The 24,060-nt window shown below is 30.6% G+C and carries 19 protein-coding genes and 1 pseudogene; 4 read left to right on the top strand and 16 right to left on the bottom strand.

The features are described 5' to 3' along the window. Positions 1-66 precede the first annotated feature (66 nt). Positions 67-1,104: a LacI family DNA-binding transcriptional regulator gene (locus CBF37_RS02665; protein ID WP_125983168.1), complete on the bottom strand. Its 1,038-nt coding sequence runs from the start codon at positions 1,102-1,104 to the stop codon at positions 67-69. A gap of 581 nt (positions 1,105-1,685) precedes the next feature. On the opposite strand from CBF37_RS02665, the gene CBF37_RS02670 reads away from it, so the two are divergent. Further along, complete coding sequence (locus tag CBF37_RS02670) at positions 1,686-2,216, top strand: Vpu (RefSeq protein WP_125983169.1); 531 nt, start codon at positions 1,686-1,688, stop codon at positions 2,214-2,216. Between the two features lie 15 nt (positions 2,217-2,231). On the opposite strand, the gene CBF37_RS02675 is transcribed toward CBF37_RS02670, so the two are convergent. Both CBF37_RS02675 and CBF37_RS02680 read right to left on the bottom strand, forming a co-directional pair. Beyond that, positions 2,232-3,191, bottom strand: a complete 960-nt coding sequence (locus tag CBF37_RS02675; protein WP_125983170.1) for a permease prefix domain 1-containing protein — start codon at positions 3,189-3,191, stop codon at positions 2,232-2,234. 1 nt (position 3,192) lies between these two features. Further along, positions 3,193-3,519, bottom strand: coding sequence for a PadR family transcriptional regulator (locus CBF37_RS02680; RefSeq protein WP_125983171.1), 327 nt, complete (start codon positions 3,517-3,519; stop codon positions 3,193-3,195). Between the two features lie 163 nt (positions 3,520-3,682). Here CBF37_RS02680 and CBF37_RS02685 point away from each other — a divergent pair, with 163 nt between their 5' ends. From CBF37_RS02685 to CBF37_RS02695, 3 genes are all read left to right on the top strand, one after another. Further along, a complete protein-coding gene (locus tag CBF37_RS02685) occupies positions 3,683-3,925 on the top strand; it encodes a hypothetical protein (protein WP_125983172.1) in 243 nt (80 codons plus the stop codon). 100 nt (positions 3,926-4,025) lie between these two features. Beyond that, positions 4,026-4,532 carry a C-GCAxxG-C-C family protein gene (locus tag CBF37_RS02690; RefSeq protein WP_240626643.1) on the top strand — a complete coding sequence of 169 codons (507 nt, stop codon included), beginning with the start codon at positions 4,026-4,028 and terminating at the stop codon, positions 4,530-4,532. Further along, complete coding sequence (locus CBF37_RS02695; protein WP_125983174.1) at positions 4,532-5,479, top strand: TDT family transporter; 948 nt, start codon at positions 4,532-4,534, stop codon at positions 5,477-5,479. Before CBF37_RS02690 ends, CBF37_RS02695 begins: the two co-directional genes overlap by 1 nt. Before the next feature lie 308 nt (positions 5,480-5,787). On the opposite strand, the gene CBF37_RS02700 is transcribed toward CBF37_RS02695, so the two are convergent. The 13 genes and pseudogenes from CBF37_RS02700 to CBF37_RS02760 form a co-directional block, all read right to left on the bottom strand. Further along, the gene (locus tag CBF37_RS02700) at positions 5,788-6,756 is read right to left on the bottom strand and encodes an FUSC family protein (protein ID WP_125983175.1); all 969 of its coding nucleotides are present in this window, start codon (positions 6,754-6,756) and stop codon (positions 5,788-5,790) included. Positions 6,757-7,264: 508 nt separating this feature from the next. After that, positions 7,265-8,464 carry a serine hydrolase gene (locus CBF37_RS02705; RefSeq protein WP_125983176.1) on the bottom strand — a complete coding sequence of 400 codons (1,200 nt, stop codon included), beginning with the start codon at positions 8,462-8,464 and terminating at the stop codon, positions 7,265-7,267. A 137-nt stretch (positions 8,465-8,601) separates the two neighbouring features. Beyond that, the gene (locus CBF37_RS02710) at positions 8,602-10,353 is read right to left on the bottom strand and encodes an ABC transporter ATP-binding protein (RefSeq protein WP_125983177.1); all 1,752 of its coding nucleotides are present in this window, start codon (positions 10,351-10,353) and stop codon (positions 8,602-8,604) included. A gap of 1 nt (position 10,354) precedes the next feature. After that, the gene (locus CBF37_RS02715; RefSeq protein ID WP_125983178.1) at positions 10,355-12,082 is read right to left on the bottom strand and encodes an ABC transporter ATP-binding protein; all 1,728 of its coding nucleotides are present in this window, start codon (positions 12,080-12,082) and stop codon (positions 10,355-10,357) included. A 449-nt stretch (positions 12,083-12,531) separates the two neighbouring features. Next, complete coding sequence (locus CBF37_RS02720) at positions 12,532-13,185, bottom strand: EcsC family protein (RefSeq protein WP_125983179.1); 654 nt, start codon at positions 13,183-13,185, stop codon at positions 12,532-12,534. A 291-nt stretch (positions 13,186-13,476) separates the two neighbouring features. Beyond that, a pseudogene (locus CBF37_RS02725) lies at positions 13,477-13,599 on the bottom strand (hypothetical protein); the annotation flags it as partial. 205 nt (positions 13,600-13,804) lie between these two features. Further along, positions 13,805-16,627 carry a DNA methyltransferase gene (locus CBF37_RS02730; RefSeq protein WP_125983180.1) on the bottom strand — a complete coding sequence of 941 codons (2,823 nt, stop codon included), beginning with the start codon at positions 16,625-16,627 and terminating at the stop codon, positions 13,805-13,807. Between the two features lie 472 nt (positions 16,628-17,099). Beyond that, entirely contained in the window at positions 17,100-17,972 is an 873-nt protein-coding gene (locus tag CBF37_RS02735) for a toll/interleukin-1 receptor domain-containing protein (RefSeq protein ID WP_125983181.1), read from the bottom strand. Between the two features lie 386 nt (positions 17,973-18,358). After that, positions 18,359-21,046 carry a DEAD/DEAH box helicase family protein gene (locus tag CBF37_RS02740; RefSeq protein ID WP_125983182.1) on the bottom strand — a complete coding sequence of 896 codons (2,688 nt, stop codon included), beginning with the start codon at positions 21,044-21,046 and terminating at the stop codon, positions 18,359-18,361. Next, positions 21,046-22,950, bottom strand: a complete 1,905-nt coding sequence (locus CBF37_RS02745) for a DNA methyltransferase (RefSeq protein ID WP_125983183.1) — start codon at positions 22,948-22,950, stop codon at positions 21,046-21,048. The genes CBF37_RS02740 and CBF37_RS02745 overlap by 1 nt, the downstream gene beginning before the upstream one ends. A gap of 66 nt (positions 22,951-23,016) precedes the next feature. Next, entirely contained in the window at positions 23,017-23,358 is a 342-nt protein-coding gene (locus tag CBF37_RS02750) for a hypothetical protein (protein ID WP_125983184.1), read from the bottom strand. A 49-nt stretch (positions 23,359-23,407) separates the two neighbouring features. Then, a complete protein-coding gene (locus CBF37_RS02755) occupies positions 23,408-23,791 on the bottom strand; it encodes a GHKL domain-containing protein (protein WP_125983185.1) in 384 nt (127 codons plus the stop codon). Positions 23,792-23,853: 62 nt separating this feature from the next. After that, a complete protein-coding gene (locus CBF37_RS02760) occupies positions 23,854-24,048 on the bottom strand; it encodes a hypothetical protein (protein ID WP_125983186.1) in 195 nt (64 codons plus the stop codon). Positions 24,049-24,060: the final 12 nt, after the last annotated feature.

Here is a 24,060-nt window from a genome sequence, read left to right on the forward strand (position 1 = left end):
TTTAAAAGCAAAGGTGTTACGTCACACCTTTGCTTAAAATATATCATCAATGATTATATTCGTCAATCATTTTTTGAAACCGTTATCTATTTTAATCGATTGTCCTTTAATTATTACAGGATTAATTTGAATATGCTGTTCTTCACAGGGCTCTTGCCTAATTGTTTTAATTAATAAATTTATTGCATGTATTGCCTTCAAGTTTACATCTTGATAGACCGTTGTTAGTGCTGGAGTGGCATATGATGCATAAGGTGTGCCGTCAAAACTGACAACAGAAACATCTCTAGGAACTTGCACAGCATGTTTAAAAAATTCTGATAGTGCTTGAACTGCCAGCAAATCAGAAGCAAAAAAGAAAGTCACATCCTGCCCTTTGATTTTAGCAATTAACTGGTCAACTGTCTGTTGATAATTTCGATATGTTGAAGGTACAGCAATCGGAATAAAGTCAAGACCAAATTTTTCTGCGGCATCTGCAGCTCCCTTAGCTCGCATAGCATCAACGCCTCGCCATTCATCAGGTGTCGTTCCCTTTGCCACAAAAATAATTGTATGATGTTGATTTTCAGCCAAGTATGAAACCATATCGAATGAACCTTGATAATCATTCACACCAACATTTAATTTGGCACAAGTTTGATCATTTTCATACGTATCTAAAAATACCATTGGTGCATCGATACTGCATTGCCAATCTGCAACATCACTATTTGTTGCACCCGATATAATGACTCCTTCGATATTCCACATATTAACTAGTTTAACACCTTCTTCAACATTAGGAACTCGATGAAACATCATAAAATAACCTGCTTCACGGATGTGGCCCTCTAATGCCTGAATTAATTCACCATGATACGGATTCTCATAATAGCGTTCATTCAAAGCATCTGAATCCTGTATGATAACACCAATAATTTTAGAACCATGATTAGCTAACAAACGACCTGCCATGTTCGATGTATAATTTAATTCATGTAATGCCCGTTCAACTTTTATTCTCGTTTCAGGTGAAACTTTTTCTAAGCGGCCATGAATTACATTAGAGACTGTCGTAGGACTGACGTTTGTATGTTTTGCTATATCTTTGATCGTCACCATTTTTTATCACCTCCAAATATTATAATAACAGCATTATTGTAACAGTTTTCATAACTTGCCACAATAAAGAATGTTATCGACTAATTTGACCATCATTTCTTTCTGATGCTACCTCAACAGTTTCTGTATTTTCATTTACCTATAGTGACTGTATCAACTAGTGTAACTTTTTCGACACTATACTAAATTCTTCATTCAACAATACTTTTTATCACCTGATGCTGAAGCATCCACTTTTAAGACTTTGATACATTCTTTTTTATGTTTAATTATATCCTCAAGGGAAACAATTTTATTTACTTGGTTTATAAATTTCATTTATTTTCTCCTTTACTTAAAATGATATGCCTATTAAATATAATGTTTATTAACGCATGATTTCAACTTTTTTTACGTATCGTTATGTAGTATTTATTAAAAAAAGAATAAGATAGTTTTTGATTGAAACGTATGTATAAAATTAGTATTTATACTTATATTACTATTATCTTATCTTCTTTTTAAAATATTAATTTCTATATTTTGGGTTATTGTATGTTTTAGTGATACAATAACAAAGGAACTAAATAGGAGGTATATTTATGACACCACAGATTATGATTACATTTGTTGTTTTACTCATTATTATTTATATTATTTGGAAAATATATACCATATTTACCGAGAATAAGAAAATTAATGATAATATTAATCAATTAAAACAGCGAAATAAAGAGCGTCGTGAACTTTTCTCACCTATCAATGAAGTGGATGGACTTGAATTAGATACGATTAATCAACTCTTTCATTTTAAAGGTCAATTCGAGTTATTTGAATTTAATGAACTTTTAAATTTTGACGTACAGCTTAACAATAAACCCATAAATTTAAATAATTATCAAAGTCAACAAACGGAAATCTTATTTGATGCTTTAGACTCTGTTAAACAGGCTGATCATTTAGATTTAGTTTTTTACACATCGGGTATTAATGAAGGAAAATACTCTCACCAGTTGTTATACCAACCGCTAACTCAAAATTCAGAAGAACGGGTAGATATCATCAATAAACTTGATAAATTAATCACTATTTTCTATCAAATATTAAACACAAAAAAAGGACCGTCTCAATGACGTGTCCTTTTTTATTTAGTATACATCCCAAATTTGACTGATAATTCCACCAATAACAAAAACGAGCCAAGATACGCCAAAACCGCCTGGTAAGAAAAATCCCCAAATAAAAAATAATACCGTCAACAGTGGCCAAAAGATAGCATCAATTTTATAACTTCGATTCATTTTTTTCAATTCATCTTCATTAGGTTGATAAGCTAAGTTTGACGATAGCAATTGTGTATACGTACCTTCTATGACGCCTGAATACGTAAATAACAGTACTCCAAATGAAGCAACTATTAACAATAATGCTGTCATTACCAAGAGAGCAGGTGTGTCACGATCCTGAATAAAAACTGTAACTATTAATGGTATAACGGAAATAATACATAAAAAAACACCCAAGCAAATACTGATCATGAAGGATCTTTGAAAATCTGCCTTTCGTTCTTCCACGTGTTTCTTTGTGTCTTTACTTATAACAAATTTCTTATTCAAATATTCAAACGGACTGTTTTTAAATCCTGCACTGATAAACAGTATAACCCCAATTGCAACAAACAGTGTAAACCAGACTATACCAATCACTAAAGTATTTATCGATACAGCTGTCAGCAGACCACCGACACCTAATGCGCAGAGAACAACACCTAATCCTACATAAAAACCTATTCTACGTTTTTCTTTAACAATACTTTCGACATCATTAATAGTTACAACTGGCAATTCTGCTACTTCTTCCGTATATGTATGACTTTTATCACTTTTTTGTTCACTGGAATAAATATCTAGTTCTTCAATAATTTCATCAATATTACCAAATTCAGAAATAACTTGACCAATAGCTGCATTATCAGATAAGCCTTTTTCTTTTAACTCCAAATACTTGTCCTCCATATTTTCGAGCATATCTGCTTTTATCTGAATTAATTCATCCGTAACAGGTAAATTCAAAAACATTGTATTTACATAACTTTTAATCGTATCCATATTAACAACCTCCTAAAAATAAATTGACTACTTCTTTTGTTATTTGCCATTCACTCCGTTTTTCATTTAAAAAATTTAATCCCGAATCAGTAATTTTGTAATATGTCCTTTTCTTACCGAATGTTTCATTGCCTGGATAAGAAATAATTAAACCGTTTTTTTGTAATCTAGTAAAAGCTGTATACAACGTAGTCTCTTTAATAATGTATTTTTCATTTGATAACTCTCGAATTTTTTTTGAAATTTCATATCCATATGAATCTCCCTTCGATAAAACAGCTAGAATAATCGGATCATTATATCCTCTGATGACATCGCTACTAATCATTTTCATCTCTCCTTTACTACGACAAACGTACTACGCCTGTTGGAGTAAAATAAGTTTATCATTTTTACTACGACTAATCAAGTAATTATTAAGTAGAGGTAAATTTATAGGAATTGCTATCATAATTCTATATAATAGATACAATTATGAAGGAGGTATTTATTTGAACCAAGAAGAACTTTTAGCAAAAGTCCAAGAACTTATCGATAAGGGCAACATCGATGCAGCAACTGAGTTTGTTTCCTCTAATAAAGAAGCGTTAGGCAGTTATTTTGAAAAAGCTAATGATTTATTAACAAATAATGAAGGTGTAAACGACTTACTAGATCAAGCAAAAGAGTTATTATCTTCTAATGAGAATGGATCAGGTTTATTTGAAACGATCAAAGGTTTTTTTAACAAATAACTTTCATTAAAAAATTAACATTTTTATTTTAATTATTTTTTATCTATCTTCCAACCAATTGTGATATACTGAACTTAAAATTGATTGGAGGATATTTATCGTGGAAAAAGAAGAATACTTGGAACTAGTGAGAGCGGTTGCAGAGGAATATTTTCGTTCAGGGACTTATTATTGTTCAGAAGCTGTCGTAGAAACGATGAATGATGTTCTAGGCAAGCCCTATGACGATGATGTTGTTCGTTTAGCGTCTGGATTTCCCATAGGTATGGGTAAAGCGCAATGTCTATGCGGCGCAGTGTCTGGAGGTCAAATTGCACTTGGCATGGTTTATGGAAGAAAAAAGGGTGAACCAATGGACCCTGAAATGTTTGAAATTTCAAAGGGATTGCATGATTACATTAAAGATGAGTATCGTGCTTGCTGTTGTAAAGTAATCACCCGACAATGGAAAGGAGACGACTTTAAATCAGAAGGAAGACGTCAACACTGTATTACCATCACAGGAAAAGTTGCCGTCTGGGTTGTGAATGAATTAATTAATCGAGGTAAAATTGATCCAAAAACAGCACCAAGAATCAGTGTATCTACAACGCAGGAAGTTGGCTAATGAAAACTATCCTGGCGAAAACTCCACTACCAATTTCTGCGGTTGGTCTAAGTTGTATTGGACTAGCGACATTAACACAGCCGCTGAAAATAATTCATTATTTATTTTTAATATTAGGATCATTAATTTTATGCGGTACACTGCTTAAAATTTTATTTAACATAAATAATTTTAAACAGCAGATGCAGAAATTACCGATTGCCGCAACTTTCCCCACGCTGTTTATGGGGTTATCCTTTTTATCTGTTTATATCATAAATATAAATTACCTTTTAGCTCGTTTTATCTGGCTGTTTGCCGTTATATGTCATGCTGTTTTTATCATTTATTTTTCTTACCGATATGGTAAAAAGAGTAATTTATCTAAGATTTTGCCGTCATGGTTTATTGTATACGTTGGTATTGTTGCTTCTGGTATCACAGCACCACAATTTGGTTTTGATCGTATCGGCAAAATAATTACAGTTTTTGGTATCATCTCTTTTATTATTCTAATAATTTTAATTTTTCAACGTTTACGTTCTTATCCGATACCTAAAGATCTGCAGTGCACATTCGCTATTATGGCTGCACCGGCATCACTAAACTTTGTTGGTTATTATGCTAATTTTAAACCCTATTCTTTAATTGCTGTTATTTGTCAGTTGCTTATCGTTGTGATACTTTATCTAGTTGTTTTATCGAAAATGTGGTATTTAATAAAATTACCTTTTTCTCCTGCTAAATCAGGCCTTACCTTCCCAATGGTTATTTCAGCAACAGCTGTTAAAAAGACAGGTATCTTTTTAGGATTACAGCATCCGACCCTGTCATTACTATTTTCATTTATTTCATTTATTATGATATTATTCGCTGCATGTATTGTTCTCTGGGTTCTTTATAACTATATAATTACCATCAAAAAAAATAACACTAAGTCCAACAAACATTATACAGAAACAAAATAAAAAATATTTTCAAATACGATTACTTTTATCCGATAGTCAATTGGAAATCAGTAATCGTATTTTATTTCATTCTTTCTTTATGCCAATTGTAAAGTTGAGTTAAATGATTAAACAAAATCATTGTAACACGCTCAAATTGTATCTCCATTAAAAGAAAACAAAAAATAAAATGATTAATAAATAAAAATAAGATTGTATCAATTTTGTACGAAAACATGTTATCCATTTTATATCAAAACTATACTCAATTAATTCAGGTCGCATTTATTACAACCTATAAATTAGTTTAGAAGATATTATAATCAGTATTAATACATATCATTATTTTTAAATTTTAGTATTAAGATTTGTCCAATTGTTCCAATGAAGAGCCCACTTAATATTGATTGAATACGTATTAATGGTAAATCTAAACCTAAACTTTTATCACTCAAATAAACTAAAAATATAGCTAATATTGTACAAACAGTAATCATATAAGAATAACGAAATTTTAGGAAAATACTAATTAAAATATATAAAATACTAATAATTATAATGACTATCTTTATGTCAGGTTGGAAGTCAATAATAAACATAGATAGCAAAAAACCAAAAATTGTTCCTATCGAATAATTTTGAATCCTTTGTTTAAATAATATGGAATCCCCCCCATTCATTACCGCTGAGCAGGATACAATTAACCAGTTATAATGATGTAATGGATAGATAAGATTAACAGTAAATGCAATAGTTAAAATAAAACTATATAAACCAACTTGAAAAAAATCAATATTAGGACATTTTTTTACTAATTCATTTCTAGTATTATTAAAATATAACGTAATTATTAAACTACTTATAATCGCAAACAACATACCTATTCCAATGGACATCACATGCATGCTCTCAAATGATATTCCACTCTTACTGGTAGCAGCCATGCTACTAATAAGAATGATAAAAAAAGGACCTGCATTTTGACTAACAAATTTATTTGTTAGTATTTTTGAAAAAAATACTAACATAAAAAAATAGAAAATAGATAAGTATAAGTTATTACTATTTTTACTAAAAAAATAAAAACTATATAAGGCTAATGATGAACTTATTATAACTTGTAATACACCTACATATTTTTCTACTAACGAAAAATAATAAAAAACTAGCGTACCGAGTATTGATAACGAGAAATAAGCAACGTTTTTTGTAAACAGTAAATATAAATAGCACTGAATTAAATTAAGTAATGCACCTGAAAATTTGTATGAATGGATAGATTGATAAATCTTATTCATTATAAACCTCCTAATAAATACAATTCCAATTAAACTTTCTTTGTAAATTCATCATACCAAATCATAAATACAAATACATTACTCTTTTTAGTATATTCATTGATTTGAATTGGTAACACCTTTTAATTTTAAAAAGATTTAACTCATTAAACTCTAATTCTATATAATCAACAAAATGATAATCATATGTTCTAATTATTTATTTTTACAAAATTTCTTATATGATAATCCAATAAAAACTCATCTAAAATTTCTTGAAGTACTACGGCTGTATAATTTTTGATGTGGATGAAGAAATTCATCTACATCTATTGTTATATATTCTGAAAACCACCCGTATAGCTGGTGGTTTTCAGAACATATAAAACAAATAAGCAACAAAAGCCAGTCGGCTTTCATTGCTTAAATTTAGCTTACTTTTATTCATCCACATCATCTGACTTAGTGCCTTGTTTTTAGACAGGACCTCTTTTCTGTATTATTCTGATTTAAATAGTTTTAATTAAATCTATTTTAACTGCAATAATTGAGTATCCAGTATCTGACTTAAATCTGAAATAGCTTGCTCACTATATGTATCATCATAACCGTTCGTCATAATAGTGATATAATATGGCCGCTCTTTATCATGCACTAATGCAATATCATTACTCACCATGTACTTAGGCATCCATCCAGTTTTGTGTGACACATCAACTCCAGGTAATCCAATGGCTACACCGTCATCAAATATACTTTGCTGCAGCCAATCATATAATAACCTCATTTTTGTTTCTGGCTGACTTTCACTTTTTTTGTGTACATACGCCATAGCCTTCGTTAATATTTGAGGTGTTGAAAAAACACGATTATTTGGTGAATTCGAATCAAGTTCTGATAAAAACTGAATAAAATTTGATTCACCTAGATGATTTAACAACATCACGTACGCGACGTTATCACTATAGCGAATTGTTAATTCAGCCAATTGTTCTAATGTATAGCTCTTCCCTGCCGGCTCAAACTGAATAATACCAGTACCGTCCATACGATTATGTTCCAAAAATGTTAATTCAGTTTCTAAATCTATTTTTCCTTGATCAGCTAGTGTCATTAGATAACTTATAAAAGGTAACTTGATACTGCTGGCTGTTCGGTTAATCTTGTCACCATTGTAGTTATAACTAAAACTCTTATCCACAGTTTCAATAAAGACGCTGACATCACCGCCTTTATTTGCGAGAAAGGCTGCAATCTCATCATCCAATTTTTTTTGTACGTCATTGACAGTTAGATTTGGTTGACGTTTTGCCTCTCTAGCAGCCACATGCTTCTGACGCGGTTCTAAAATTTTTTTATCAATAAATCCTTTAGCAGGATCACTAATTATTTCAACCTGCTCACTATTTCCATCGATTGATTTTACATTGACAATAGCTCCGACTGGTAAAATATTCTCACTTAACTCTGACCCATCTGCTGTCATTTTCGGATAGACGGCTTCCTTTACTACTTGAGGTTCATTAAACACTGAAAAAATCTCTTCTTGTTGTTTTTTTATGTCTTTTTCTGAACTAGAATCAACCCTATTATTTTTAATTATTTTTTGTTCAGTTGATGTTATTTTTTGCTTTGTTACAGTTGGTCTAAATATGAAGAAAAGACCTGCCCCGCAAAATACTCCTAAAACACTGACAATAATCCCGATAAAAATCCCCTTTTTTAACATTTAAAATCAGTCACATCTTTCTGCTATTATTTTAATCTCTCAAATATCAAGTATATCATATTGATTATAAAGCTATCTTGTTTTTTAAATTAAAATTAAAAGGATAGTTGAAATTCTCTGTTAATCGCTTATTTTATTTAACTTGCTGATCCTTTTGCTTGTAAGCGATACATATCAGCATAATAATTATTGTGTTTCAGTAATTCTTCATGCGTCCCGCGTTCTTTAATTTCACCATTATTTAAGACCAATATTTGATCAGCATTTTGGATAGTCGATAATCTGTGTGCAACAATAAATGTTGTACGTCCTTCTTTAACAACATCCATTGCATGTTGAATAATCTCTTCAGTTTCAGTGTCGATGTGAGAGGTTGCTTCATCTAATATTAAAATTTTCGGGTCACTAGCTAACGTTCTAGCAAAAGCAATCAACTGCCGTTCACCTGAAGAAAATGCTTGTCCTTTTTCAACAACCGGTTCATGAATACCTAATGGAAGTTTATTGATTAATTCTTTACCACCAACTTTTTCTAAAGCCTCAATAACCATTTCATCGGTTATCTTAGTATCATTCATACTGATATTAGTTGCTACTGTGCCGCTAAAGAGATATGGTTCTTGTAAAACTATTCCCATATGCGAACGAATACTTTCTCTATTTTTTTCTACTAACGGTTGTCCGTCTATCAAGACAGCTCCGATTTGCGGATCATAAAAACGAAAAAGCAGATTAATGATCGAACTTTTTCCAGAACCGGTATGTCCAACTAACCCAATTGTTTCACCTTTATCGGCTGAAAAATTGATTTCCTTTAAAACTGGTTTTTCAGGATTGTAACCAAAAGTGACTTGATTAAAACAAACATGACCATCAATAAATTGAAGTGGTTCCGCTGTATCTGGTTCCGTGGGTTCATCTAATAACTCAAAAACACGGCGACCACCGGATAGTGCTTGTTGAAGTGTAGACATAAGTCTGACTAATTCTAAAATAGGGTCAAACAACCGTGAAATATAATTAATAATGACATAAATTGTACCAATTGAAAAACCAAGAATGCCATCGACAAATTGCGTACCTATATATAACAATACGCCAAACATAACTAAATTTTTAATAAATGTTGAAAAATCCCAAGATAAAATACCATCCAAACGAATTGATTTAATTCTGGTGTCTAACCATGATTCGTTTGTCTTTTCAAACTCCTGCTGCATATTATCCTGCTGATGGTACAACTGAACAATTGACACACCTTGAACTATTTCAGCAGTATGACTATTAAGTTCACTGACAGTTTCTCGCCATTTTTTATTAATCGGTGCAGCTAATTTTACATAAACCCATTGCCATACAGCAAAAAATGGAAGCAGCAACAGGAGTGCAATACCAATTTCTGAACTTACAAAAAACAACGCCACATAAATTGAAATTACTGTCAGAATATCAATAATAACGGCATTACTAAAATTTATATAAAAATTAGTTCTAAGTAATTCTACGTCATTTACAATACGTGCGGAAATCTTTCCGGCCGGTTTATCATCAAAATAGGCTACAGGTAATTTTTGCATATGATTGAATGCTTCATCTCGTAATCTCTTACTCACTCTATTTGACGTATAGGCAAGTAATAAATAACTAGCATAGCCAAATAGACCACTGATGAGAGTTACAAACATAAAAAAACCAAATTGCTGTATCAGCCAACCGAACTCAATAGTTTGATGCTGACTGACCTGTTTTGAAATATAATCAATTATCTTTTTCCCTATTAATGGCGTATAAATTGCTGTACCTGCCGATAATAGAGAAAGAAAAATGCCAAATGTATAAAATTGCCACTCATATTTATAATAACTCAGTGTGCGATTAAATAATTTCATCTTATTCCACCTCCATTTGTTGTGTCATATACTGTTCATAGTACCAGCCTTTATTATCTAATAATTCTTGCGGTGTGCCTGATTCAATTATTCGTCCTTCTTCAATAACAAGTACTTGGTCAGCTTGGGACACTGCTGATAAACGGTGCGAAACAATGATATTTGTTTTATCCTGTCTGATTTCTCGAATATTTGAAATAATTGTACTTTCTGTTTTGGCATCGACAGCGGATAAACTATCATCTAAAATTAATAACTCCGGCTCTCTGATTAATGCCCGGGCAATTGAGATTCTTTGTTTTTGTCCACCGGACACCGATACCCCTTTTTCTCCTATCAAGGTTTTTAAACCTTTTGTCATTCTTGTCACATCTTTAGTAAAGTCGGCCAACTCAATCGCTTGCCTTACATCTGATTCGTTTGCCTGTTGATTTCCAAAACGAATATTATGTCCGACTGTTTTCGAAAACAAAATATGCTCTTGGGGAACATAACCGATTAATCCTTCTAATTGATGTATACTATAATCTTGGATAGCTTGACCATTGACACGTATTGCTCCTGTCTTACTAACAGGATATTGACGCAATAATTGTCGAACAATCGTCGTTTTTCCGCTTCCAGTTTTTCCGACTATTCCTAAAGTCTGACCACGAGTTAGTGTCAAATTAATTTTATTTAAAGTCGTTGTTTCACTTGACGGATAGCTGAATTCATAATGTTTAAATTCAATACTGTCGATCACATTGATTGTTTTTTCTCCAACAGTTTCTAGTTGACTATCTGCCATTAACAGCTCGTTGATTTTTCTAAAAGAGACCGTGCCTTGTTGATAAACCAAGACTATATCTGAAAGTCCCCAGACTGCACCACTCAACATCCCTAAATATATTTGAAAGGTGATTAATTGTCCGACAGTCATTTGTCCTTGATTAATCAAATATCCGCTGTAAGTTAGGCCGATAGCAGTACTTAAACCAATCAATACTTTAGCCACCTGACCGATTGCACCATTGTAAACTACTAAATTGTTAGCTTTTTTCAATACTTCGGATGTCCTCTTTTGAAATCTCTCTTGCTCTAAATCCTTTTTGCCATAAGCACGCATTACACGTACTCCGTCCACCATCTCTAAAACTTCATTACTCAGCTTTGCAACATTATCACGATTATCCTCATATAATATATCAACTTTTCGCCATAACAATGAGACAATAACTCCAAATAATATCAGCGGCAAAATACTGACCAATGCTGCTTTCCATGATGTCGTGATAATCATTGCTGTCAAAATACTAATAGCCCAGGTGACGTTAGATACAATCAGCATAAATCCATAACCAATCGCATCCCCTAGATAATCAATATCACTTGTCATCCTCGTCATCAAATCACCTGATCGGAAACGCTCATAAAAAGGTGTCCGCAAACCGAGTAATTTTTTATAACTCTGACTCCGCAGTTCCGATTGAAAACGAAATGATTGACTAAAAAGTGTTACCACCCAAATGACATCAACTATATATATAAACAGAACACTAATCAAAAATACAGCTAAATATTGCCATAAACTGTTTTTCGTGAAACTATCGGCAACAATCGAATCAATAAACTTCTGGATAATAACATTAGGAACCAACGTCAATCCTGATGAAATAATAGCAAACGTTGTTGCTAGGCCGTATGCAAAAGGATGTTTCTTGATATACAACCATAACGTGTGTAACATATTTCTCTCCCCACTTTCATTGACAGATTTAACTCCGTCTTACTCCCAAAAAAAAGCGCACAAAAAAACCCATAAAATGCAGAATCATACTACCCAGCACTTTATCGGTTTAAATTTTTTTATTTTATATAGAACTATCTTTCACTGTAAACTAAACAGATACACACAAAGAAATTTCGCTAAAAAATAATAACCTTCGGATAAGGAGTTGGCTGATTCATTTTTATTCGATTAAATTGGTTTACATTAATTAATTGAATTGTCATCATGAGTCTCGCTCCTTTCCATAATTTTTTGCTTTTCTCTAGACTTCTATAATTTACTATAACTTGATTAAAATGTAAAGATTTTTTTAATAAAAAATTAATAAATATAGAATGTTTTATCATTTTTATAATCGTATGCTTGTCTAACTCTAACAGAAACCAGAATTAAACAAATAATTTAGATTAATCAAACGCTGATACATCAATTACATTATTTCCCGCAAAGACTTTTTTCGCTCGATTCGCAATAAATTTTGTTGTGATAAAATCAATGGTCCCGCCGACACCTGCACCAACAACAGGGACAACTTTTGTTAAATTTATAGTTCCTTTTGTTCCAGCTCTAGTTATAAATCGATAACCGATCTTTTGATTAATAGCAGTCAAAGCCTTACCAGGAATCTTATTAATCGCGTTCAGTGTCACTTTATTGGCAGTCTGTACACCGGCTTGTTTCAACCCATCCGTCATCGCTTTTTTCACCATACAGCCATAGACAAAGGTCTGAACCTCATCATCATTTAAATCATACCCTCTAATAATCGAAATAGCAGCTATCATTCTCATTTGTACGTATAAAACAGAGGTAATATTGGCAGGTAATGTTACCGGCATAGTAATAAAACCTCCAAAACTTGTAACAAAGCCGTTTAATGTATTTTTACTTAGCTGAGTTTGAATTAACTTATCAATTGCTTTATCTGTATATCCATATTTTTTGATATAATCATTAGCTAATTCTTCAACAGGTTTAGAAATTTTTGGTACACCATTTAAACATCTCTCATATAGTGAATCCAATATCATGATGCCTTTATTTTTTTCAGTTTCTTCCATTTTACACTCTCCATGGTCAGTTGACTTATTATTTCTATTCAATTAAATTTAAAACTCTTATCACTGAACAATCTTAAATTGCTTACTTTTATTTCTTTACTTCTCATTCAGTATACACTAGTAGTAAATAGGATTAAATAACGTTTTAGTTCTAACGGAATATTTTCATGATACACTTTAAATTTTTTTAATATCACTTATCACAAAAAAAGACCCTCTAGAAAATCTAGAGAGTCTTTTGCGTCCGAACATTTTTAATTCCCGTGGAATAAGCTTTATACTAAGCGAAGATTATTTATCTTTTAAGTTGTAGAATGAAGCTAAGCCTTTGTATTCAGCTACATCACCTAATTGGTCTTCGATACGTAATAATTGGTTGTATTTAGCAATACGGTCAGTACGGCTCCAAGACCCCATAAACTCTCAAGAGAGTTTATTTTTTTATTTTCCAGCTTTTTTTGTTACAGACACTTACTTTTCTTTTATTTAATCAGCATCTTAGCTTCAAATAAAATAAAAGTCAAATCAATAACTAAAAAGTATAGTATAACTAACTAGAACGCTTTTTATATTTAGCAATACCTAACTTTTAAACAGTAGTTTTATATTTGAATAAATTTTATTTACGTATTTCCTCATACTTCTTATAAACCTTGACTTTTTCTTTCTTAATTTCTTTAATTAGTTTTTTCCTATCATTGTCTTTAATGTACATATACGGTTGTAAACTAATTAAATTTTTTCCTGTTCCTTCAAGATTTCCATCGCTTTTTATTTTTTTTCGATTAAGAATACCTTTGGTTAACCCAATATTCTTAGCAACATAAATTGAATTTAATCTTTCCTCGTTTATATGCTTAGTTTTAATATTGTCTAAAAAATATTCAATAGCATCCAAAGAAGGTTTAATCTTAATATCACTACTATTTTTTTGATACTCATAATCTTTATATAAATAATTATTATATTCTTTAAATTCAGCTATACTACTTATAGATATCAAAGGGCTAGAATCGTTTATTTCATTTGAAGTAAATCTATACTTTTTAAACTTTTCATCGCTACTAAATCCATTTTTTTCATCTTTTTCTAGTTCCAAAATTAATCGATAATAATACCTAGTAGCCAAAGTCAACGTAAAGTAATAATGGTAAACACATTTATACGAAGAATCATCTTTATTTATGACTTTTATACTTTCAATTTGTTTAAGCATGGTAGAATCTAATAAAATTAAATCAGTAATCAAATGATAAAGATATCTAACATATTTTTCTAGTCTTATGTGTCTCTCTTCATTACCTAAGTTCTTCCAATTTTTAAAAGCAAAAGAACAGTCATACAAATAAGTAATAAAGTCGCCAGCATATAGTGTTTGTTTGAATTTATTAAAATATCTACATGCCAAATTAACTGAATGTCTTTTTTCATCATTGTCCTCAAAAAGCAACGATTTATTCCTACCGCTTTCTCCAAAAAACGTATAGAAATCCGATGTATTATAGAGCTCATTAAAACCTAATAGAAAACAATGGTCTTCATAATTTAGTTTATTATCAATTAATCCGACCAATCCCTTTTTCCAAGCTTTCCTTTTAATCTCAATTAATCTAACTTCTAATAATTTCATACGTTCTTTCTTATTATTTAATCTATTCATCGGAATATAAAAATTATTTACAATATCTTTTTTTAATAATTCATAAGTATAGTAACTTAACAAATAATCTTTTGGATTCTTTATCATTAAATTAATTGTTTTTTTACCAATAAATTTTGAGAAGTCCGCAAATCTATTTTTTGACAGTAAGGTCATATAATCATCACGTTCACATGCGAAGCTATTTAATCCTAGTTCATATGCTGCTATAGTTATAGCTCCACTTCCTGAAAAGCTATCTAATACCGTCATCCCCGGTGTAGAGAATCTCTTTAATAGCGTATTTAACATCACAGCGGGCTTAGGTGTATCATGAATTATATCTTTTGTAAAATAAGCATTATTAGAGAATAAATTATTATATATTTCAGATGATTCATCCAAACTGTTCTCAATATTCGCTAAATTCGCTAAGTCCAATTGTTCGAGTAAATTTTCATATTCTAAGCTATTTTTATCTAAATTTTTTATAAAATCATTATTATTTTTAAATTTTTTCATTGCTTGGTGTTCATACAGCCCATCAACGTTAAAAAAGTTTTTAAACCCTTTAATTGCTGTTACAATGTACTCACTATGCTTGTTATAATGAGCACTGGGTCGAGGGTTCGTTTTAACCCACTCCAGATATGGTAAAATAGTGAATTCCTTATCCTCTCGTAAAGTTTTCAACCAGTCCTCTTTGCTATCTTCTAGAAATTCTTTATTCAAATCCTCATAGTAAACTTCAGAATAAGCTATCTGCAAGGCTTCTTGAATTATAGTAATGTTAGAAAAATCGTTAAAAATTAACAAGACAGCTTCCGGCTTAAGCTTAGGTATTAATGTTTTAAAATAATTGACAAAAAATTGTAGCCTATCAGTTTCATTCATACCTTCATCCCACTTATTTCCCGCATAGTTAATAAAATAAGGTGGGTCTGTTAAAACAATATCTATACTATTATTTGGCAAACTCTTGTGCAAAGTTTCGAAATCACAATTAACAATTAAATTTTGCTCCCCAACATTAGGAATATTTTTTGTCGAGCTACTTTGTTCTTGTATATGTTCCATCAAATAGGTATCCAGCTCCAGTGGTAAGGTAGCTTCGTACCGTTGCATATCCTCTAATGAGCCTTTTCCATTAAACCATAAAATTTCGCTTTCTTCATCAAACGGAATAGACTTCATATAATCATAGTCCCGATATAAGTAAGGTCGTGTTTCAAAAATAAACTTATATATTTGTTCATAATAGTTAATAAGGGTTTGCAAAATAAAATTATTATTACCAACAAAATTAAATAACTTCACAGTCTCTAAAAATCCTTCAGCTTCATACCTTTTTATTTCTTTTTTCCTTTTAGATTCATTTTTATTTTCTAAGTATTCTCTTTTTTGCTGACTATTTAAATCTTTTTGGCTACATCTATCATACCAAATATACTCTAATTCAATTTCTTCCATAAAATCATGCGAAAAATCTTCAAATGACATGCCTATTATTTCATCTAAGCGTTGAATATGTTCTGTTCTATCCCTATAAATATCCTGTTTTAAATCGTTACATATTCCATATTCAATTTCTATATATTTAAACATAGCACTTCTAACTTTGCGTAAACTTCTCGTCAAATCAGCATACTCAACTTGTATTTCAGTTGTTAATAACTCAGTACTATTTTTATTCAATTTAAGCTGTTTTTTATAATAATCTTGAAGTTGTTTTTTCTGAAAACTGGAAAATACCGTTGAAAAGCCGTCTAATTCATCTAATTTAGTTATCTCTAGATTTTCCATTTTATCAGCTCCTTTTATTAACTTATAATATCATACTGGCTGTAACCTAAAACGACTCATTTTCTATTTTACTGATAAATATGCTATAAAACTTACTAAATCCGAAGCATTGCTATCTCTATTTAAAATATCTTTTTATAAGCTAAATAGTGACTACAAGACAAAAAAGTAGAATTTCTCAAAAGAATTCTACTGAAATTCACAAGCATTACTGCAATTTTTTAGGCACTTCTCTAAGAGTGGGAGTAGTCCCCTTATAAACTGGATTACTCATCCACAAGTTTTAATTTGTAAAACGTATAAACAAACATGTAAAAGATAGTAATAAAATTTATTGGATGCGAAGAATATATTCCTAGAAAAAGTTTTATTTTTTAAAATTACTTCTATTTTTACCCTAAAATATAACTATAAACAAAAACTCATACAAATACATAAACCTAATCTCAATCATATTTAAACTACTACTACGCTAGTTTACACCATTCAAAGAATGAAAAAGTTCAATCATTTTTTCTGCAATTTCATCTGGTGTCATCATACCTGTATTCATAGCAAGTTTGCCTGCTAACGCAGGGCTAAAGTTTTGAATTTCTTTCTTTGTAATATCATGCCAAATTGGCAAAATAACTTTTCCACCATTAGATTCAATTTGAAAAAGAGCCTCTAATTCATAATTTGTCCAATATTTACCAATATAATGTCTCGATAAGATTACTACTCCAAATTTTGATTTTCTTAACCCTTTATCAATTTCGACTCTAATACTATCACCCCAACTTATTGAGATACTATCATACCAAATCCTTAATCCATATTTTTCTTGTAAAATATTCGAAAATTCATCACAAAAACTTTCTTTGTCTTCCGATGCATGAGATATAAAAACATCAAACTCCTCGGTTCCATCAGAATTAAATATATTATTTGATGAATTAGAAATAGCAGATTGTTCGATTACTTGCTTAGTTAAATCTGAAATCTGCTTCTCGTAAGTTGCATAAACTTTCTCTTGTTGTTTGGCCAACGACTTAGCCTCTAATGATTCTTCCTTTTGTAATTTTAATGTTGCATCTGCTAACTTTTTTCTCTTATCAGCCATTTTTTTATTAACATCAGCCTTATCTGAAAGGATTTTTGCAAGGTCTTTTTGATACCCCTCAATTTGACGAGATTTTGTTTTTAACATCGATGCAGAAGTATTTTTGGTAATACTTTTTTGTGTTGTGCCAATTTTTTTTGTTTTATCAGCCTCTTTTTTTACTAAATCTGCCATCTTTTTCTCCAATGACGCAATATCTTTATTTTGCTGATTTACTATTCTTTGCGCTTGCTCAATACTCATTTGCTCCCTTCCTTTCCTTCGACTTTTCTCCAAGTCTAATTGTTTACCTGCTTAAAACTTTAATATCTATTATAAATAAGCTTTATTTGAAATGGAAGCGTTAGCTTACATTTTAAACTATATTTCCTCCTACTACTTCAGCAGGTAAAAAGTATTTTCTCTACACACTTCAAAAATCACAAGCAATGATATCATATTTATTTTTTTAATCCACACCTTATATAATTTTTGTGAAAAAAGTTTACCAATTTATGAAATGAAAAATAAGTCTCGAATTCTATACGAACTCTTAAATTTAGCATCATTATTTCAGGAATATCTTTGCTTACGCCATTATTTCGATATTTTTCATACTCTTTTTGGGAGTCATATGAAAACAACCTTTTTCACTTCATTAACTTTTCTAGATTTTCCCCACCATTTACCACATTGGATAAATCTTCTATGAAATCATCACGTTGCTTATCATTAAAGAATTTAACACCTGATAATCTGACATTTTCATCTTCACCAATAATTGTAATACCGTCACCTACTTGTATTTCTTCAAGTAAGTTTTGTTTCCACATATCAGTTGCGACTAGGTGGTTCCCTTTTGGCTCTATATATACTTGTAAAATATGGTCGTCATTTTTAAGATAGAGTATAAAGTCAGGCATAAATCCTCTCACACTGTCAAATTCCCTAATGGTTAGTCGAGTACTTCTTTCATCATTTCTAATTAAGAAGACAGTTGGATATTTTTCTTGTATTGTGTCATAGAAACTATCTAATAGTTTTAGTAGTGAATATTCTAAGTTATTCATCACAGCTCTATCATAGATATACCATTTAAAATTACTCGTTGGTTCATTGATTATGCGTTGACTCACTTGTTCATGCTGATAATCTTTGTCTGTTGCTAGAATCGTATAATCTTTAATTCTTTCTTTAATTGGAATAGGTCTAAATGTTTTTAATCCATGAACTTTATGATAATTTCGTCTCATTTTATCTTCCACATAAGACAAATATTTTTCTGTCATGATAAGTTTATCTTTTCTAGTCAATTGATTAGGAGACATATGATTCGGCAAATGAACTCTGATTGATTTATTTCCTAAGAAATCATCATTTTCTATAAATTCTTTTTTGCTTTTTAAGATAGGTGCATATTCTTTTAATTTATCAAAGTGGAAAAATTTATTACGTTGCATAGACTTTCTAACAATTGTTTCTTCTAACGGTAATAGATAGCTTGTTTTATTACTTGCTAGTTGGTCTGTTTGATTCGTTAACAGGTTCTTTTCAGCGACACGTGAGATATAATCTATTTCCCACGTTCCTTCAATGCCATAAGTAGCTAAAGAATTATAATCCTCAGCTGTGGTTTCTTTTGTTTCATTCTCATATAATTTACCAAACTTAAAAACATCTGTTCTTGTAAACGATGGTTTTAGCTTAGCCTCTAATACTTTTTGAGTCCCATCAACATCCGTATCTAAATTAATCGCATCTAGTGATTTCTCCAGATTTTTAAGATAAGCAGATTCATTCGTTGTATGATAATGAAGTGTTTCTAAAATACTTAAATCTGTTGCTTGTTTGTCAAAGCGTCTCTGATAAGACTTTTCCCCTTCGTAAACAAACGGATAATACCTTGCCCCACGTCCTATAAGCTGTGCTTCACTATCTGTTGCTGTTTTAGTAGTGGATGCTCCTTCTCCAACACGAACAATATCGTAAAGATTTAGCACGTCCCAACCTTCATTTAGTTTGGCTACTGCAAAAATCACACGAATAGGGTTGTTAGGCTCTTCTAAGGTATTAAGCAGTGTTGCATTATCCACACTTAATAATTCTTTTCCGTTGGCATTTAAGATATTTAAATAATGAAAATCTTCTTTTATTTCAAGAATAATTTTATTAATCTCACTATTTTCTTTCCCTAAGTAATAACTATACATGGTATTTAGAATGGAACCATCTGATACAGATAATAATCTTCTTTCCATATGCTCTAACATATTATCAATAGATAAATTATCTACTAATATTTTAAATTCTTCTTCTTTATTATTTGATACTTTAATTGTATTGGATTTAAACATGACAATAGGTTTGATATAAATATCATGGTCTTTCCCTACTAGTTTACGGTATTGACTCATTAATAAAGCATCCATCATCTTAATATCATCTGTCTCTGTTGCTTGTAGCCTCACTACATTTTTAGAGTATTTATCTTCCATAAATTGCTTCAAGTCATAGGAATAAACTACTTTATCAACATATTTCTCAAATAAGCTTCTATTTTCCATATCTAATGTGGCTGTAAATTCAAACAGTTTATTATTGATTAATTGTCCATTATCATTCTTTAGAAAAAGAATATTATTAATCGTTCTTTCCCATGATAAAGCCTCTACTTCTGCCTTCGTTTTTTTCTTTTTCTTTGTATCAGCATTAAAATGATGAGCTTCATCACCTAACATAACTATCTTATTTTGTTTCAAACTATCATATGTAATCGCATTTTCTTTAGGATTATTCAGTTCTTCATGTAGTCCTTGTATAGTAGTTAGCTTTAGATAAATTGTATTATCACTAGGATTGACTGGAAAATCATTTACTGCCTCAATAATTATATTTTCCCCATCTATCATAATACCTTCTTTTGAGAAGAGATATTTTGAAGACTCAGGGTTTAAGAGATTTTCCTTTGTTTTAGCGATAATAGCATCTGTATTAACAAAGAAAAGAAAATTTTGATAACCAAATTCTTTATACATGTATAAAATGATACTAGACATAACCATTGTCTTTCCTGAACCAGTCGCCATGTTAAAGAGTAAATGTTTATTTTGATAGCCTGATTCAACAATACCACTTGCATGTTCTTCGTCTAACATAAATTCTAAGGCTTCTAAGCCTCTATTTTGATAAGGTCTTAATGTATCTGCCAAATTATCTTGGATATAAGAAGGTAAGTCTTTCCTTTTATAAAATATACTATTCAACATACCATCTGTTGCTTTTCTTTTTTTCTCTGATTTCTTACCAAATAACCATTCAAAAAGTTTATCTTGTGCCATTAATTATCACCTACCCCATAAAAACTACGGTTAAAGGCTTTATCTTGTTCTGAAACATGATACATATCATCATCTATTTCTGAATAATTCACATACAATTGATTAATATCCATCACATCAATAAGTAATTCTTTTTGTTTGTCTAGAGATAATTCTTCAAAAGACAAGGTTTCTTTAGTATCTTCATCAATTACTATTGGTTCATTAGTTAGTTTTTCTAATTCCACTAAATAGTTTAAATCAGCATACTTCTTAATAGTTTCAAGCAATTCTAATAATTCAGAAGAGGTTTTAGCTTCTTGAATTTGTTTAACAAATTGATTATTTAAATCCATTAATTCAGTGTAGATAAAACTTCCCCCACCATGCCAATTGACATTTTTAGAAATACCACCTTGTTCTCCTTCCATCACTTTTTGAAGGCGAGGAACGGAGACAGACTTAATATAGTCCATTTGTTCAATTCCAATAAATTGACGATTCATTTTCATTGCTACAGCTTGAGTAGTGGCTGAGCCCATGAAAAAATCTAACACTAAGTCATTTTCATTAGAAGCAATATGAATAATTCTTTGAAGTAGTTTTTCAGGCTTTGGAGTCCCAAATGGAGATTCATTGAATAGAGAAAGTAATTCTCTTTTTGCTTCTTGATTGTGAGAAACTTCTGTATACCCCCATATCGTACCAGCAACAACACTTGATGACACTTCGTGAAGAAATCTTTTTAATCTTGGTACCCCTTTCCCATCGGAACCAAACCATATTCGATTATCTGCTAATAGTTCCTTATATCTACTTTTTGAAACTCTCCAACTTGTTCCTGAAGGTGGTAATACTTCTCTTCCTACAGGAGTAATTATTTCATATACTCCTGATTTTTGTACGTCTTTTCTTAATAAGTTGTCAGACTGCCAAATTCCTCTTTCATCATTATCTAAATTTTTATATCTAGCATTCATTTCTTGACTTCTTGGAAGTCCATTAATATCAAGTTTCTCAATATTTTTTGCATAAAGTAAAATATGGTCATGCATATCAGAAACATATTTGGCTGAATTTTGTGGTGCATACTTTTTTTCCCAAATAAAATTTGAAATAAAATTAGTTCTTCCAAATACACTGTCAGATAAAACTTTTAAATAAGCTTGTTCGTCATCATCAATATTTATCCAAATACTTCCATCTTCACTTAATAAATCCCTAGCTATCTCTAGTCTGTTTTTCATAAATGTTAGCCATGTTGAGTGATTGAATCTATCATTATACTTAAACGAATCTCCACCAGTATTATATGGTGGGTCAATATAGATACATTTAACTTTTCCAGCGTATTTTTCTTTTAAAGAATGTAAAGCTAGAAGGTTATTGCCTTGAATAACTAAATTATCAGTATTTGTTATCTCCAATACTGATTCTTCATTATCCGCATTATATTTCTTAGTATTGGTAAAGACTTTAGGAGCTAACAAGGTATCTACTTCATCACGTGCAATTACCTTGTTGTAATAAACTTCTTTTTTTCCTACCACTTCTTTAGTCATACCACCTTCTAATACACAATCTTTAAAAGGAAAATCTAAAACTACGTCTGAATTATAATCTAGATATTTTCCGTTCGCTGTCAATCCAATTTTATTAGAATATTTTGTGTAGCTATCTTCCCAAAAATCCTTATAAGTAAATAGTTGAATGAACTCTTCAATTTTAAAAATGCTTGTTCCGTTTATAGTTATTTCAAATTGTTCTTTTATCTTATCCTTAGATAATAAAGCTGTAATTAGTTTAGGTTCATAGCTTCTTAAATCCTCTGATACTCTATTTTTTAGTAATATTTCATTATCCCAGTATTCAGGAAATTGAGATAATACTTGCCTAATTTCTGTTAATAAAACTGTTTCAGCCATGATAAACCTCCATTTTTATAGTCCTTATTATTATATCTTAGGTAAAGAAAAGAAGTAAGCCCCTAATTAAGGCTTACTTCCTGCAGAATTTTTTCTCGGAATACCAAATAATTGTGAATCCACATAATGTCTTCCCTGAACAACTGTATATGGTTTAGGTGGATTAAACGTATTAATATTTCCAACTATTTCTATTATCTGTTTTCCATCATTTGTATTTGGTGAATCTATAACTTGTGAAACCTCAGCCCATCTAGTAATAGCAGATATGGGAGCAACTTCATAGATACCTATGTATTCAATTCCTGACTTTCTCCATTCAGCTATTTTTACTCGGTTCCACTCGTTATTTATAACAAAACTATTTACACCCGTTGGTTTACCTGAAACAATTACCATATTATCCATAAATTAACCTCCATTTAATGAATCTCTATTATTACCTTTTTAATTTAGACTAAAACCCTCGCCAACCTATTTCCTTGGCGACGCGTTTTATTTGTTTAATAAAGTTTACATCATCCTTATTCCTATCTTTAATTACATATTGTGGAGTGGAAGCCCATCTATATATTAATTCAATAGAACCAGTTCCACGTTTGAAACCTTTAGCCATCAATAAAATGTTTTCCTCTGTTGGAGCTGTAGATAGAACAACTTTTAACTCATCATCTGTCCAAGATTTTTTATAGTTTTCTTTTTCCCATAATAAGTCTGCTTTCTTTTTTTCATATTTTATTAATATCTCTTTTGTATATCTTACAGTATCACTTTGCGAAAGACCCTCTATTCCATTGTCTAATAAATTATTGAGTACCTCAGTGTATTCTTTTTTATTCAAAATAATATCCTCCTTTAAAATACAAATTAATTATATCACAATAGTATAAAAGGAAAAATTATTTATAGCGAGTTGTATTCATTTTCTAGATTTTCATAAAAAGTTTTAGCCATTCCCTTACAAGCTTTTAAATCTGTTATGTCATAGTTTTCTTTTAACTCATCCATCAATCTAAATAATTCTTGTTTATAAGATTTAGTTGATAATTCTTCGCTTAATTCCTTATATTTTCTATGAATTTCATAAATTTTTTCCATTATAATCATCCT

This window comes from Vagococcus vulneris, from assembly GCF_003950515.1.
In the GTDB taxonomy this organism is placed as follows: Bacteria; Bacillota; Bacilli; order Lactobacillales; family Vagococcaceae; genus Vagococcus; species Vagococcus vulneris.